Raw genomic sequence first — 14,958 nt, forward strand, 5'->3', positions numbered from 1 at the left:
GGCTGGTACGTGCATACGGTTCCGCTATGACGAACCTCAAGGTCCATGCCCCGGTCCCGGTCGACCTGGAAGGCGACCTCGCGTCGCTGCGCGGCGACTGTGCCCGGATGGTCCCCCACTGGGCCGCTCCCGACCGGATCACTTCCCTTCCGGTCTCCCCGTCACTCATCCACGGGGTGAAGGTGCCGTCGAAGTCGGCCCACCTGCTGGACGCGATGTCGGACTACGGCGACTGAACCCGGCTCGGTGGTACCCGATCGGCGCGTTCGAGGGAACCGCGCGCTCCCCCACTGCGTCCCATCGCCGTCCCCCGTAAAGGGGATGCGCGATACGACCCTCCAGCAGGCCGTTTTGACAGGGCCGGGTCAGGGTCATGGGACAGCAGTGCAGCAGAAGGAGCGATGCGGTGAACACCGAGCGACCCGACAACGACGCCGACGGCTCCGACGAGGAGCCGGGCGACACCGGCTCCGCGGCGGAGCAGGGTGCCGTGGCCGGACAGGGCGCCGAGGGTGCCGGCGCCCTCGGTTCCGGCGCCCAGGGGGAGGGCACACGGGCCGACGGCGCCCAGGTCGAGGAGACCGAGGCCGCCGAGGCTTCCACGGCTGACGAACGTGACGCCGAAGCCGTCGCGGCTCCCGCGGCTGACGAGGGTGACGCCGAAGCCGTCGCGGCTCCCGCGGCTGACGAGGGTGACGCCGAGTCTCCCGCGGCTGACGAAGACGACGCCGAGGCCGCCCGGATTCCCCCGGCTGACGAAGGTGACGACGGCATCCCCGACGCCACCCCCGAACCGGGTACGGACCACCCCCGGCCGCCCGCCCGCCGCTCCCCCGTGCTCATCGCCTCCGTCGCCGCCGCCGTGCTGCTCGTGGGAGGCGGCGGGGCCTATCTCACCGCATCCGCCACCGGGGGGTCCGGCGGTCGTACGGGCTCCGGGGCCTCCGGCGACGACAGCACGCCCCCGCCACTCGCGCTCGACGGCTACTCCGAGGGCGGTTCGAACGGGATCGCGCCCGGGGAGCCCAACCCGTACGGCGTGACGTACAAGGTCGACGGCACGCTGCCCGCCGGCCCCGGCTCCGCGCCCGTGTACCGGGCGGCCGGTCAGGTCACCAAGGACGAGGTGGCCCGGCTGGCGAAGTCCCTCGGTCTGGCCGGGGCGCCGGTGGCGCAGGGACAGGCCTGGCAGGTCGGGCCCGCGGGGGACGGGTCGGGGCCGAGCCTCGTGGTGGACAGGCAGGCGCCGGGGACCTGGACGTTCCACCGGTACGCGGCCGGCACCGACGCCTGCCAGAGCATCACCGCATGCACCAAGGATCCGGCGAACCCGGCCGGCGCCACGGTGAGCGAGGCGGCCGCGAAGAAGGCCGCGGCGCCCGTGCTGAAGGCGGTCGGTCAGGACGACGCGAAGGTGGACGCGAGCCAGGTCATGGGCGCCCAGCGGGCGGTGAACGCGAACCCGTTGGTCGGCGGGCTGCCCACATACGGCTGGACGACCGGGCTGACGGTGAGCACACAGGGCGAAGTGGTCGGCGGCAGCGGTCAGTTGAAGGCACCGGCCAAGGGCGACACGTATCCCGTGCTGGGCGCGAAGAAGACGCTGGAGCTGATGAACTCGGCGCCCACGACCGACCACCGCATGGGCATCGGCGGCTGCGCCAGCCCCGTACCGCTGAAGGACCGGCTGGAAGCGCCCTGCGGGCAGTCGACCTCGGGGGCCGGTGCGACGCCGGCGAAGGAGACCGTCACGGTCGACGGCGCGGTGTTCGGGCTGGCCACGCGGGCGGTGGACGGGCGGCAGACGCTGGTGCCGTCCTGGCTGTTCGAGGTGAAGGGCGCGGGCACGCAGCACGGTTTCACGGTGACGTATCCGGCCGTCGACCCGAAGTACCTGGCGTCGGCCTCGGCCACCGAGTCCCCGGAGCCGACCACGTCGGCGACGCCCCCGGGCGACGAGCCGACCTCGGCGCCGGCCACCCGGGACGTCAAGGTGGACGGCTACACGGCGGACGGCAAGGAGCTGACCGTGAGCTTCACGGGCGGCGTGTGCGCCGACTACACGGCGAAGGCGAGCGAGAGCGCGGACGAGGTGACCGTCACGGTGACCGAGAAGCCCTGGAAGGGCAAGATCTGCATCATGATCGCCAAGGAGTTCCAGAAGACCGTGCAGCTGGACGAACCGCTCGGTGACCGGAAGGTCGTGGGCTCGGACGGCAAGGGGATCGCGCTGGTGAAGCCGGGAGCGCGACTGCCGCGGGCTGCGGCCGGGGTGCAGTAGCCGCCCGGAGAAACGCGAAGGCGGCGGCCCTGTCGGAGGGGGCCGCCGCCTTCGGCATGTTCAGTTGTCCAGCGGGCCTCGGCCGGTCGGCGGGGCCTAGCTGAAGGAGTCGCCGCAGGCGCAGGAGCCCGTCGCGTTCGGGTTGTCGATCGTGAAGCCCTGCTTCTCGATCGTGTCGACGAAGTCGACGGACGCGCCGCCCAGGTACGGGGCACTCATGCGGTCGGTGACCACCTTGACGCCGTCGAAGTCCTTGACCACGTCGCCGTCGAGGGACCGCTCGTCGAAGAAGAGCTGGTAGCGCAGGCCGGAGCAGCCGCCGGGCTGGACGGCGACACGCAGGGCCAGGTCGTCACGGCCTTCCTGGTCGAGCAGGGCCTTGACCTTCGCCGCGGCGGCGTCGGACAGGATGATGCCGTCGGTGACGGTGCTGGTCTCGTCCGATACGGACATCTACATCTCTCCCGGGTTGTACGGAGACTGCTTGCCGACGTTTTCAACCGCCGGAGGCACGGATTCATTCCGAGCCGGGCAACTTGTCTTTTCGCCTGTTCTTTCATGCTCGCACACCCGCGACGAAGCGAACAGCGACCCAGCGGCCCCCTCCGGCACGGCACCGGGATTCATGTCACATCGACGTTATGACCATCGTCAAACTGACGTGAACCGGGTTATCATAGATAACGTCAGTTCGACGAAAAGCACTCCCGCAGAGAATATCCGCAGAACAGAAAGGGTAGGTGTCGTGACCACCGCCCAGACCCCGGAGCTCGACGTACAGCCGACTCCTCTTGCCCTGCTGCTCCTCGGCCGTGAGGCCGACCCGAAGAGCGAGCGCGGCGTCGAGTGTCCCGGCGACCTGCCCTCGCCGTCCGACCCGGACCTCGTGGCACGCGCCCGCGCGGCCAAGGAGAAGCTCGGCGACAAGGTCTTCGTGCTCGGCCACCACTACCAGCGCGACGAGGTCATCCAGTTCGCCGACGTCACGGGTGACTCGTTCAAGCTGGCCCGGGACGCGGCGGCGCGTCCGGAGGCCGAGTACATCGTGTTCTGCGGCGTGCACTTCATGGCGGAGTCCGCGGACATCCTGACGTCGGACGACCAGAAGGTGGTCCTGCCCGACCTCGCCGCCGGCTGCTCGATGGCCGACATGGCGACGGCCGAGCAGGTCGCCGAGTGCTGGGACGTGCTGACCGAGGCCGGCGTGGCCGAGCAGGTCGTGCCCGTCTCGTACATGAACTCGTCCGCCGACATCAAGGCGTTCACCGGAAAGCACGGCGGCACGATCTGCACCTCGTCCAACGCCGAGAAGGCCCTCGACTGGGCCTTCGAGCAGGGCGAGAAGGTGCTGTTCCTGCCCGACCAGCACCTCGGTCGCAACACCGCCGTCCGCGACCTGGGCATGTCCCTGGAGGACTGCGTCCTCTACAACCCGCACAAGCCGAACGGCGGGCTGACGGCGGACGAGCTGCGCGCCGCGAAGATGATCCTGTGGCGCGGCCACTGCTCGGTGCACGGCCGGTTCTCGCTGGACTCGGTCAACGACGTGCGCGAGCGCATCCCGGGCGTGAACGTCCTCGTCCACCCGGAGTGCAGGCACGAGGTCGTCGCCGCGGCCGACCACGTCGGTTCGACGGAGTACATCATCAAGGCGCTGGAGGCGGCTCCGGCAGGCTCCAAGTGGGCCATCGGAACCGAACTCAATCTCGTACGACGCCTCGCGAACCGTTTCGCCGCCGAGGGCAAGGAGATCGTCTTCCTCGACAAGACGGTCTGCTTCTGCTCGACCATGAACCGCATCGACCTCCCCCACCTGGTCTGGGCCCTGGAGTCGCTGGCCGAGGGCAACCTGGTCAACCGGATCGAGGTCGACAAGGAGACCGAGGCGTTCGCGAAGCTCGCGCTGGAGCGGATGCTGGCGCTGCCGTAGCCCGTGGGCCGAGGCCCGCGCTCACCCCGCCGGGACGGCTGTCCGGTGGGGGTGGGCCGGGTCGAGGGTGAAGATCGTGCCGTCGGCGGTCGCCACCACCAGGGCGCCCTTCTCGAACAGCACGACGGGCTCCAGCCCACTGGCCAGCACCTCGGCACGGGCGGCGGTCTCCCACAGCACGGTGCCCCGCGCCGCGTCCAGGGCCGCCACCCGTCCGCTCGCGCCGGCCATGTACGCGGTGCGCCCGCCGGCGTCCACCGAGACCCGGCCGGCCGACTCCAGGGTGGTGCGGGACTCCCAGACCCGCGCTCCCGTCAGCGGCGAGACGGCGGTCACCAGGCCGCTGGACGTGGAGAAGTAGAGCGTGCCGCGTGCCAGGGCCACGGTCCCCCGGTACCGCTGGGGCAGCGGTGTCACCTCGCGCTTCCCGCTCTCGGGGTCGACGCGCACGATACGGGTGTACGTCAGGTCCTTGCTCACCGCGACCGCGTCCGCGTCCGACTCCACGAACAGCAGCTTCCCGTCGAGGGCGCCGACGAAGCTGCCGCTGTCCGCGGGTGAGGCCAGGCGCCGCGCGGAGCCGTCGGAGGGGTCGATGACGATGAACTCCGTGTCGTCGTCCGCCGAGTCGGTGACGCACTCGACGTACGGACGGTTCCCCAGGTCGAGCAGGGTGCAGAAGTGCTTCGCCGGCAGGGACGTCTTCCAGCGCTCCTTGCCGTCGGCCGCCGAGCGGGCGGTCACCGACCGGCCGTCGGCCTCCAGCATGAGGACCAGTCCGGCGACGTGGATCGACCCCGGGCTGCCGTTGTACACCTTCCGGGACCAGAGTCTTCCGCCGCTGTCGCGGTCGAGGGCGACGAGGGACTGTTCCTGGGTGAAGCCGGACTCGTTGTTGACGAGCAGTTGGACGAGCACCACGTCGCCCTCGGCCCCGACGACCGACGAGACGTACCGGTCGGCCGGGAGCCCGGCGGGCGCGATGTCGGCGCGCCAGAGGATCGTGCCGGTGGCGGCGTCGATCCGTTCCGGGAGGAGTGCGTTGCCGCCGCAGTAGACGGAGCCCTGGTCCACCGCGCAGCGCGGCGCCATGTCCGTGCCGTGCACGTCCGGCGCCTTCGTCGCTCCGCTCGCGGCGGTTTCGGTCACCCCCGTCTGCCACGGCTTCCAGCCGGCCGGGAGCGCCGACCAGCGGGACGAGGCAGAAGACGAGGCGGACGAGGCGGGGCTCGCCGGCGGGGAGTCCGAAAACCCCGGTCCGAACCGGATGTAGCCCAGCAGCCCCAAGCCCAGCGCGCCGACCGTGCCGACCGCGGCCCACAACGGACGTATACGGCCGCGGCGGCCGGAGCCGGCAGTGGTGGTGCCGCCGGACGCGATCCCCGGGCCGGTCTCCGCGGCGGCCCGCGGCGCGGGCGGACGCAGGGTCATCGTGAGCGGCTCGTCCTCCGTGGGCTCGGGCAGGACCGCCGCGAACTCGTGGGCCAGTTCGTCGAGTTCGGGCCGGTCCTTGGCGTCCTTGGCCAGGCAACGCTCCAGGACGGTGCGCAGCGGACGGGCCACCCCTTCCAGCACAGGGTCGTTGTGGACCACCCGGTAGGCGGTCAGATAGGGGCTGTCGGCGTCGAACGGGCCCCGGCCGGTGACGGCGAACACCAGCAGGGCGCCGAGCGAGAAGACGTCCGAGGCGGGACCCACCGTGCGGGCGTCGGTGAGCTGTTCCGGGGACATGAAGGGCGGGGTGCCGATCATCTGCCCGGTCTCGGTGAGGGTGTTGTGGTTCTCGGCCGCGCGGGAGATGCCGAAGTCGATGACGCGGGGGCCGTCCTCGGCCATCAGGACGTTGGCGGGTTTCAGGTCCCGGTGCACGACCCCGGCCCGGTGGATCTCCCGCAGCGCCTCCACCAACCCCAGGGCCAGCTGCCGCAGTTCGGCGCCGCGCAGCCGGCCCTCCGCACGGATCCGCTCGGCGAGGGAGCGGCCGGGCACGTACTGGGTGGCCATCCAGGGCCGTACCGCCTCCGGGTCGGCGTCCACGACAGGGGCGGTGAAGGCGCCGCTCACCTTGCGGACCAGCTCGATCTCCTGGCGGAAGCGGGCCCGGAAGACCTCGTCCTCGGCGTACTGGGCGTGCACCACCTTGACGGCGACCTCGCGGCCGGAGCGGGATCTGCCCCGGTAGACGATGCCCATGCCACCGGACCCGAGCCGATCGGCCAAGATGTAGCCGCCGACCGATTTCGGGTCGTCCTTCCGCAGGGGCACGCCCGAATCCCTTTCCCACGTACGGCAACTGAAGGCCTCAGAATACGCAGCGAGCAGATGAGGGCGGCCGGGGCCCGGCCGTCCCTACGAGAACGTCACATACCGCCGGCCTCCGGTTCCTTCGAAGCGGGTGCGGAGGCCGCCGGCATCGCCAGGCACCAGGCTCTTGAACGCGTCGCCCGGGCCGAAGGTCACTGCGCCCTTGGACGGACCAGCCCGGACTCGTAGGCGATGACGACGAGTTGGGCCCTGTCGCGGGCGCCCAGCTTGGCCATGGCGCGGTTGACATGGGTCTTCACGGTGAGCGGGGAGACCTCCAGGCGTTCGGCGATCTCGTCGTTGGAGTGACCGCCGGCGACCTGGACGAGGACCTCGCGTTCACGGACGGTGAGGGCGGCGAGCCGCTCGGCGCGGGCCGGGTCGCGGCCGTCGTCCAAGGCGTCGCCCTGGGCGAGGAAGCGGGCGATCAGGCCCTTGGTGGCGGCCGGGGAGAGCAGCGCCTCGCCGCCGGCCGCGATGCGGATGGCGCTCAGCAGCTCGTCCGGTTCGCTGCCCTTGCCGAGGAAGCCGGAGGCACCGGCGCGCAGGGACTGCACCACGTAGTCGTCGACCTCGAAGGTCGTCAGGATCACGACGCGGACCTGGGCGAGGCTGGGGTCGGCACTGATCATGCGGGTGGCCGCGAGACCGTCGGTGCCGGGCATCCGGATGTCCATCAGCACCACGTCGGCCCGCTCCTCCTTGGCCAGCCGCACCGCCGCCGCACCGTCGGACGCCTCACCGACGACCTCCATGTCGGGCTCGGAGTCGACGAGTACCCGAAAGGCGCTGCGCAGCAGGGCCTGGTCGTCGGCGAGCAGGACACGGATCGTCGTCATACGGGGTCCTCCGCAGGGGATGGGGGTGTCATACGGCGTCTTCCGCGGCGCGGGAGCGGGTCCTGACCGGCAGGATCGCGTGGACACGGAAGCCGCCGCCGTAACGGGGGCCGGTGGTGAGGGTGCCCCGCAGGGCGGTGACCCGCTCGCGCATGCCGAGCAGGCCGTGGCCGCCGCCGCTCGTGGGGAGGTCGTCGCCCGAGCCGTTGTCGAGGACGGTGATCTCGATGTTGGGGCCGACGCGTACGACGCTGACCTCGGCCTTCGCCTCCGTACCGGCATGCTTTTGCACGTTGGTCAGGGCTTCCTGGATGACGCGGTAGGCGGCCAGACCGACGGCGGCGGGGAGGGTGGTGCCGTGGTCGGCGCGGGCGACCTCGACATGCAGGCCGGCGCTGCGGAAGGTGCCGACGAGTTCGTCGAGGCGCTCCAGGCCGGGGGCCGGTTCGGTGGGGGCCTCGGGGTCGCCGGACTGGCGCAACAGGCCGACGGTGGCGCGGAGCTCGTTGAGCGCGGAGCGGCTGGCCTCGCGGACGTGGGCGAGGGCCTCCTTGGCCTGGTCGGGGCGCTTGTCCATGACGTGCGCGGCCACGCCGGCCTGCACGTTCACCAGGGCGATGTGGTGGGCGACGACGTCGTGCAGGTCCCGGGCGATACGCAGGCGCTCCTCGGCGACCCGGCGGCGGGCCTCCTCCTCGCGGGTGCGTTCCGCTCGCTCGGCGCGCTCGCGGATGGCCTGGACGACGGCGCGGCGACTGCGGACGGCGTCGCCGGCGGTGGCGCCGATGCCGGTCCAGGCGAAGATGGCGAGGTTCTCCTGGGCGTACCAGGGCAGGGGGCCGGCCAGCATGGAAGCACCGGTCAGGACGGTCATCGTCAGCAGGCCCAGACGCCAGGTGGTGGGGCGGTCGGTGGTGGCGGCGACGGTGAAGAGGGCGATGACCGCTGCCATGGCGACGGGGGCCCTGGGATCACCGACGACGCACTCGACGAGGGCGACGGTGCCGGTGAGGGCGAGGACCGTCCTCGGGGCGCGGCGGCGGAAGACCAGGGCGAGGGCGCCGAGGGCCATGAGCACGAGGGCGAGGAGGTCGGGGGTGCGGATGCCCCAGGTGACGCCGTCGTCGCCGTGCGGGTCGACGAAGGAGCCCGCCACCATGCAGACGAGTACGCCGGCCGCCAGGGTCGCGTCCAGCGCGAGGGGGTGCGCCTTCAGCCGACATCTGGTGCGTTCTAGCGTGCCGCTCACTCCTGAACAGTACGGGTCGCTTGACCGGGCCGGAACTGGTGGTGTCCGTGCCTTGCGGTGGCCGCGTCCTGAGGCTGCCGCCCCCGGACCCCCGCTTCGGCCCTCAAGGGGCCTCGTCCTCGGACGCGGGACGGGCCGGCATTGCCGGACCGGCGTCGAGATGTGCCGTCCGGCGGGCTGAAAGGGCCCGGCGTGAAGAACACCCCGTGTCCTACCCGGGGATCAGGCCGTCGTCGCTCAGCAGGTCCCGGACCTCCTCCAAGGTGGCGTCCTCGGACGGGAGGATCAGTTCCGAGGGTTCCAGGGAGTCGTCGGGCAGGGGGTCGCCCAGTTCGCGGACCTTGGCGAGGAGGGCCTGCAGGGTGCGGCGGAAGCCGGGGCCGTCGCCGTTCTGCATTTCCTGCAGGAGGACGTCGTCCAGCTTGTTCAGCTCGGTGAGGTGGCTGTCGGCCAGCCTCACCTGCCCCTCCCCCATGATCCGTACGATCATGTCGCCCTCCTCGGCGTGGGCCCCTACTGCTTGTCGAAGCGCGGGGTGTCCTTCGGCTGCTGCTGGGACTGCGAGCCGCCCGCGCCGCCCTCGATCGCCTGGGGGGACGAGGAGCCGCCGGCCAGTTCGGCCTTCATGCGCTGCAGTTCCAGCTCTACATCCGTACCACCGGAGATGCGGTCCAGCTCGGCCTGGATCTCGTCCTTGTGCATGCCGGACTGGTCGTCGAGGGCGCCCGAGGCGAGGAGTTCGTCGATGGCGCCGGCCCGGGCCTGCAGCTGCGCCGTCTTGTCCTCGGCGCGCTGGATCGCCAGGCCCACGTCGCCCATTTCCTCCGAGATGCCGGAGAAGGCCTCGCCGATCCGGGTCTGGGCCTGGGCGGCGGTGTACGTGGCCTTGATCGTCTCCTTCTTCGTACGGAAGGCGTCGACCTTGGCCTGGAGCCGCTGGGCCGCCAGAGTGAGTTTCTCCTCCTCGCCCTGCAGCGTCGCGTGCTGCGTCTCGAGGTCGGTGACCTGCTGCTGGAGCGCGGCGCGACGCGAGAGCGCCTCGCGGGCGAGGTCCTCACGGCCCAGCGCGAGCGCCTTGCGGCCCTGGTCCTCCAGCTTCGTCGACTGCGACTGCAGCTGGTTGAGCTGGAGCTCCAGGCGCTTGCGCGACGTGGCCACGTCGGCCACACCACGGCGCACCTTCTGCAGCAGCTCCAACTGCTTCTGGTACGAGTAATCGAGGGTTTCGCGCGGGTCCTCGGCCCGGTCAAGGGCCTTGTTCGCCTTCGCGCGGAAGATCATCCCCATACGCTTCATGACACCGCTCATGGGCTTCGCGCGCCCCCTTCTGACGTCCAGCTCTGCGACAGGACCCACAGTACGGGCCCTGCATCCATTGACGCACTGTTCGGGGACGGATGCGCTCATCCCCAAGGACGACTGCCACCGCTCCCGCTCCGGCGTAGGGAGTAGGTGTCCCCCCAGGGAAACCCCTGACGGACACCGGGGCCGGAAGCACGCGCAACGTCCCCTCTGTCCCTTACATGACGACTGGTGTTGCCGGATCGTTCCCCGCGGGGCTGGGGTCCAACCCCGGGCACCCCGTACCCTTGGGTTTTGTGTTCCGTAGCCGTTCCAAGGAAGAGAAGGCCGCAGGCGCCGACAAGGCGTCGCTGACCGACTCCAAGCAGCCCCGTGACCCTCAGGCCAAGAAGGGCAGGCCCACGCCCAAGCGCAGTGCGGCCCAGTCCCAGCGCCGCAGCGTCGCCAACACCTCGATGACGCGCAAGGACGCCTCCAGGCGTCAGCGTGACGAGCGGCGTGCCGCACTGGACCGGCAGCGCCAGGCGCTGGCCGGTGGTGACGAGCGTTATCTGCCCGCCCGTGACAAGGGGCCGGTGCGGAAGTTCGCCCGTGACTGGATCGACTCCCGTTTCAACGTCGCGGAGTTCTTCCTGCCGATGGCCGTGGTCATCCTCGTGCTGAGCATGGTGCGGGTGGGCTCGCTGCAGAGCATCGCGCTGCTGCTGTGGCTCGTGGTGATCGTGCTCATCGTGCTCGACGCGAGTGTCAGCGCCTTCCGGCTGAGGAAGCAGCTCGCCGAGCGCTTCCCGGACCAGAACACCAAGGGCGCCACCCGGTACGCCCTGATGCGCTCCCTCCAGATGCGTAGGCTCCGGCTGCCGAAGCCGCAGGTCAAGCGCGGAGAGCGGCCCTGAGCGCTACGTCGTTCTCCGGGGGCGCGGCGGATGCCTGGCTGCGCACGCTGGGCGGTCTGCGCGATGTCGTACGCCAGGAGCTGGTGGCCCGGCAGCTCGACGAGCAGATAGCGGGTCGTTTCCCGGTCGGGCAGCGGCTTCGGGTGCTCGACGTGGGCATGGGCCAGGGCACCCAGGCGCTGCGCCTGGCCCGGGCCGGGCATCAGGTGACCGGCCTTGAGCAGGATTCCACGATGCTCGCGGCCGCGCGCGAGGCCCTCTCCGGAGAGCCCGTGGGCATCCGGGAGCGGGTGCGGATCATCGAGGGCGACGGCCGCGACACCGGCGTGCACTTCCTGCCGGGCAGCTTCGACGTGGTCCTGTGCCACGGGGTGCTGATGTACGTCGAGGAGCCTGATCCGCTGCTGGCCGGACTGGCCCGGATGCTCGCCCACGGCGGACTGCTGTCGCTGCTCGTGCGCAACGCCGACGCGCTGGCGATGCGGCCGGGGCTGTCCGGGGACTGGGCGTCCGCGCTGGGCGCCTTCGACACGGTCTCGTACACCAATCGGCTGGGCCTGGACGTCCGGGCCGACCGGCTGGGGACGCTGACCGCGACGCTGGCCGGGATCGGCGCGCCGCTGCACGCCTGGTACGGGGTGCGGGTCTTCACGGACACCGCGGCGGACGGGGCGGAGATCCCGGCGGACGCGCAGACCCTGCTGGCGGCCGAGGAGCGGGCGGGGCGGACGGATCCGTACCGCGGGGTGGCGGCGCTGCTGCACCTGTGCGGGGTACGCGGCTGAGCCCCGTTCGGGCGTGCACCACGAGCCGGGGATTCACTCCGAAGTGAGACTCGGGGCATGGACGTCTCCCGGACCCGTGCCCTGCGGCCGCTCGCTGCCGCCGCCGCTCTCTGCTGCTCCCTCGCGTTCGTCTCGGCCTGCTCCGACTCCGGCTCCCGGAGCGAGACGGAGAAGTCGACCGCGCAGGCCGCACAGGCCGCCGCCGTCCCGACGACGACCAGCGATCTGCAGAGCGACTACCAGAAGGTGATCAAGAACGTACTGCCGTCGGTCGTGCAGATCCAGGCGGGCAACGCCCTGGGGTCGGGGATCGTGTACGACGACCAGGGGCACATCGTCACCAACGCGCACGTCGTCGGGAACGAGAAGACGTTCCAGGTGACGACCGCCAGCAGCGAGGACGTGCACACCGCCGAGCTGGTCTACTCCTACCCCGACCAGGACCTCGCCGTCATCAAACTGGACGGGGTGCCCAGCGGGCTCAAGGCGACGACCTTCGCGGACTCCTCGAAGGTCGCGGTCGGGCAGATCGTGCTGGCGATGGGCTCGCCGCTCGGGCTGTCGTCCAGCGTGACGCAGGGCATCGTCTCGGCGACCGGACGGACCGTCACCGAGGGCAGCTCGGGCGGCGGCACGGGCGCGACGATCGGGAACATGGTGCAGACGTCCGCGGCCATCAACCCCGGCAACAGCGGCGGCTCCCTCGTCAACCTCGACGGGCAGGTCATCGGCATTCCGACGCTCGCCGCCACCGATCCCGAACTCGGGGGCAGCGCGGCGCCCGGGATCGGGTTCGCGATCCCCTCGTCGATGGTGAAGACGATCGCCGACCAGATCATCAAGGACGGCAAGGTCACCGACTCGGGCCGGGCGGCGCTGAACATCACGGGCCGTACGGTCGTCGACAGCCGGTACCAGGCCGCCGGGGTCGCCGTGGTCGAGGTGAAGAGCGGCGGGGCGGCCGACAAGGCCGGCATCCGGGCCGGGGACATCATCACCAGGCTGGGCGACACGGACATCACCACGATCACGTCCCTGTCCGAGGCGCTGGCGGCGGACCAGCCGGGCGAGAAGACGTCGGTGACGTTCACCCGGAACGGGAGTGAGAAGAAGACCGAGGTGACGCTGGGCGAGCAGTGAGGAGAGGGGGCGGCCGGGTCGCGGCCGCCCCCTCTGCCCGGGGCCTCGTCCCGACTACGCGTCCTCGGCGTGCAGGCTCATCGGCCCGTAGATCTCCGTGGAGTCCTCGAACAGCCGCGCCTGGTCGGCGCCGCCTTCCTGCAGCGGCTTCCAGTACTCCCCGATCCAGGACTCGGCGTCCCCCTGCGTGGTGAACTCCTCGGGCTGCACCGCGGGCTGGACCTCCGCCCCGTCGGCCTTCTCGAACCGCCACGTCCATGACGCCATGTACGCCTCCTCGCTCCGCTGGGTTACGCCGTGATCAACCTAAGGTAGTCGGTCGAGTGCAGGCCGGTGGGGCTGGTCGCGCCTCGCGGCGGAGGCGCTGGTGTCACAGCCCCGCGCCCCTTGGGGACGTACCCGTGACGCGAGATCAGCAGCGACGGGCGAAAATCGCATCGTGGAAGTGACTCTGCTCGGCACCGGTGCCCCCGCGGGCCTGCCCCGCCCCGACTGTCCCTGTGCCGCCTGTGCGGTCGCGCTCGGCGCCGACGCGCGGGCGGCGACCGCCGTGCTCGTGGACGGGACCCTGCTGCTCGACCTGACCCCGGGCGCGGCGTTCGCGGCCGCGCGGGCCGGGCAGTCGCTGGGCGGTGTACGGCAGGTGCTGCTGTCGCATCCGCACGACGGGCCGGCCGTCGAGGTGCCCGCGGGGCTGCCGCAGCCCGGGCGGGTGCCCGACGGGCGGGAGTTGGCGCTGCTGACGGGACATCGGGTGCGGGCGGTGGCGATGGACGGACCGGGCACCGGCTACGCGGTGACCGGGCCCACCGGGCAGCGGCTGCTGTATCTGCCGCCCGGGGGCGCGCCGGCCGGGCTGGAGAACGGGTCCGCGGAGTCGTACGACATGGTGCTCGCCGATGTCGTGGGACGGCCGGACGCGCTGGCGAAGCTGCGGGCGGTGGGGGCGCTGGGGCCGACCACCGACGTCGTCGCCGTGCACCTCGACCATGACGTGCCGCCCGGTCCCGAGGTGCGGCGGCGGCTGGCGGCATCGGGCGCGCGGGCCGTGCCGGACGGCACGACGCTGACCGTCGGGGTGTACGAGAACGTGCCCGACGTGCCGCGGCGGACGCTGGTCCTGGGCGGCGCCCGGTCCGGGAAGTCGGTGGAGGCCGAGCGGCGCCTGGAGGCCTTTCCCGAGGTGCTGTACGTGGCGACGGGCGGCTCCCGCAGCGGGGACACGGAATGGGCCTCGCGGGTCGCCGTCCACCGGGAGCGCCGGCCGGGGTCCTGGCGGACCGCCGAGACCTGCGACCTGGTGCCGTTGCTCCGGGACGACGGGCCGCCGCTGCTCGTCGACTGTCTGTCCCTGTGGCTGACGGACGCGATGGACTCCGTCGGGGCGTGGGACGACGCGGTGTGGGCGGACGGCGGTGAGCGTGCGCTGCGCGAGCGGGTGCGGGAGCTGACGGCGGCGGTGCGGGCGACCCGGCGGACCGTGGTCGCCGTGTCGAACGAGGTGGGGTCGGGGATCGTCCCGGCCACCGCGTCGGGGCGGCGGTACCGGGACGAGCTGGGGCGGCTGAACGCGGCGTTCGCCGGGGAGTGCGAGCAGGTGGTGCTCGTGGTGGCGGGACAGGCCCTGGTGCTACGCGGCTGACGCCGTTCGGCGGGCGATGATCCGGCACGTGTACGGGAGCCGGTCCAGGACATGACGGCTCGTCGCCACGATCGCGCAGCCCTGGGACTCCAGTTGCCCGCGCAGGTCGTACGCCTCGGGCGGGGGCGCCTCCACGAGGAGCAGGCCGCCGGGGCGCAGCAGTGTGAGGGCGGCGCGGAGCTCGGCGGCGGGGTCCGGGGCGGGTGAGCGGCGCTCCAGGAGCGTGACGACGTCGTAGCGGGCGCGCAGGATCGTCGTGATGTGAGGATCCGTCACATGCCCCGCGTACGCCTCCTCGACGCGCTCGGCGTGACGCGCGTACGCCACGCGCGGGGTGGGGTCGAGGCCGTCGATGGAGGTGTAGGGGAAGAGTTTTCGCGCCGTCTCGGGGAAGTGTGCGTCGCCCGTGCCCACGTCCAGCCAGCTCTCCGGTTCGGGCAGCAGCCGCAGGATCGCCCGGGCCGTCGAGCGGTGGCGTCTTTGCCGGTCGAGGACACTGACGCGGGTGCGCAGGCTGTTCATGGCGGCTCCCGAAGACGTACGACAATCCGCTGCAAAACGGAACGTATGGGATCCAGATCTTGGGAGCA

15 protein-coding genes are annotated in these 14,958 nt (G+C 71.7%); 7 read left to right on the plus strand and 8 right to left on the minus strand.

Features of this window, described 5'->3' with window-relative positions:
• The first annotated feature begins 26 nt into the window (after positions 1–26).
• Both ACYUED_RS12020 and ACYUED_RS12025 read left to right on the plus strand, forming a co-directional pair.
• Positions 27–236: a hypothetical protein gene (locus ACYUED_RS12020; protein ID WP_491292268.1), complete on the plus strand. Its 210-nt coding sequence runs from the start codon at positions 27–29 to the stop codon at positions 234–236.
• Between the two features lie 170 nt (positions 237–406).
• On the plus strand, positions 407–2,281 hold the full coding sequence (locus tag ACYUED_RS12025; RefSeq protein WP_491292269.1) for a hypothetical protein: 1,875 nt from the start codon (positions 407–409) through the stop codon (positions 2,279–2,281).
• A gap of 96 nt (positions 2,282–2,377) precedes the next feature.
• On the opposite strand, the gene ACYUED_RS12030 is transcribed toward ACYUED_RS12025, so the two are convergent.
• On the minus strand, positions 2,378–2,734 hold the full coding sequence (locus ACYUED_RS12030; RefSeq protein WP_491292270.1) for an iron-sulfur cluster assembly accessory protein: 357 nt from the start codon (positions 2,732–2,734) through the stop codon (positions 2,378–2,380).
• A 292-nt stretch (positions 2,735–3,026) separates the two neighbouring features.
• On the opposite strand from ACYUED_RS12030, the gene nadA reads away from it, so the two are divergent.
• The gene (gene nadA, locus ACYUED_RS12035; protein WP_491292271.1) at positions 3,027–4,211 is read left to right on the plus strand and encodes a quinolinate synthase NadA; all 1,185 of its coding nucleotides are present in this window, start codon (positions 3,027–3,029) and stop codon (positions 4,209–4,211) included.
• A 21-nt stretch (positions 4,212–4,232) separates the two neighbouring features.
• Here the strand turns inward: nadA and ACYUED_RS12040 are convergent, their stop codons facing one another.
• From ACYUED_RS12040 to ACYUED_RS12060, 5 genes are all read right to left on the minus strand, one after another.
• On the minus strand, positions 4,233–6,476 hold the full coding sequence (locus ACYUED_RS12040) for a serine/threonine-protein kinase (RefSeq protein ID WP_491292272.1): 2,244 nt from the start codon (positions 6,474–6,476) through the stop codon (positions 4,233–4,235).
• A gap of 191 nt (positions 6,477–6,667) precedes the next feature.
• Positions 6,668–7,354 carry a response regulator gene (locus tag ACYUED_RS12045; protein WP_491292273.1) on the minus strand — a complete coding sequence of 229 codons (687 nt, stop codon included), beginning with the start codon at positions 7,352–7,354 and terminating at the stop codon, positions 6,668–6,670.
• Positions 7,355–7,382: 28 nt separating this feature from the next.
• On the minus strand, positions 7,383–8,603 hold the full coding sequence (locus tag ACYUED_RS12050) for a sensor histidine kinase (protein ID WP_491292274.1): 1,221 nt from the start codon (positions 8,601–8,603) through the stop codon (positions 7,383–7,385).
• A 211-nt stretch (positions 8,604–8,814) separates the two neighbouring features.
• Positions 8,815–9,093: a PspA-associated protein PspAA gene (pspAA, locus tag ACYUED_RS12055; RefSeq protein ID WP_491292275.1), complete on the minus strand. Its 279-nt coding sequence runs from the start codon at positions 9,091–9,093 to the stop codon at positions 8,815–8,817.
• Between the two features lie 23 nt (positions 9,094–9,116).
• Positions 9,117–9,884, minus strand: coding sequence for a PspA/IM30 family protein (locus ACYUED_RS12060; RefSeq protein ID WP_266520206.1), 768 nt, complete (start codon positions 9,882–9,884; stop codon positions 9,117–9,119).
• A 242-nt stretch (positions 9,885–10,126) separates the two neighbouring features.
• Between ACYUED_RS12060 and ACYUED_RS12065 the strand changes: the two genes are divergently transcribed.
• From ACYUED_RS12065 to ACYUED_RS12075, 3 genes are all read left to right on the plus strand, one after another.
• A complete protein-coding gene (locus tag ACYUED_RS12065) occupies positions 10,127–10,801 on the plus strand; it encodes a DUF3043 domain-containing protein (protein ID WP_491292276.1) in 675 nt (224 codons plus the stop codon).
• An 83-nt stretch (positions 10,802–10,884) separates the two neighbouring features.
• On the plus strand, positions 10,885–11,586 hold the full coding sequence (locus tag ACYUED_RS12070) for a class I SAM-dependent methyltransferase (RefSeq protein ID WP_491292277.1): 702 nt from the start codon (positions 10,885–10,887) through the stop codon (positions 11,584–11,586).
• 57 nt (positions 11,587–11,643) lie between these two features.
• Complete coding sequence (locus tag ACYUED_RS12075; RefSeq protein ID WP_491292278.1) at positions 11,644–12,726, plus strand: S1C family serine protease; 1,083 nt, start codon at positions 11,644–11,646, stop codon at positions 12,724–12,726.
• A gap of 54 nt (positions 12,727–12,780) precedes the next feature.
• Here the strand turns inward: ACYUED_RS12075 and ACYUED_RS12080 are convergent, their stop codons facing one another.
• Positions 12,781–12,993, minus strand: coding sequence for a hypothetical protein (locus ACYUED_RS12080; RefSeq protein ID WP_266512951.1), 213 nt, complete (start codon positions 12,991–12,993; stop codon positions 12,781–12,783).
• A 172-nt stretch (positions 12,994–13,165) separates the two neighbouring features.
• Here ACYUED_RS12080 and ACYUED_RS12085 point away from each other — a divergent pair, with 172 nt between their 5' ends.
• Positions 13,166–14,368 (plus strand): bifunctional adenosylcobinamide kinase/adenosylcobinamide-phosphate guanylyltransferase, encoded by a 1,203-nt coding sequence (locus ACYUED_RS12085; protein WP_491292279.1) that lies wholly within the window; start codon positions 13,166–13,168, stop codon positions 14,366–14,368.
• On the opposite strand, the gene ACYUED_RS12090 is transcribed toward ACYUED_RS12085, so the two are convergent.
• Positions 14,357–14,890 (minus strand): class I SAM-dependent methyltransferase, encoded by a 534-nt coding sequence (locus ACYUED_RS12090; RefSeq protein ID WP_491292280.1) that lies wholly within the window; start codon positions 14,888–14,890, stop codon positions 14,357–14,359. The two genes, ACYUED_RS12085 and ACYUED_RS12090, sit on opposite strands and share 12 nt — an antisense overlap.
• Between the last annotated feature and the right edge of the window lie 68 nt (positions 14,891–14,958).

It is taken from the genome of Streptomyces sp. DF42, assembly GCF_058267695.1.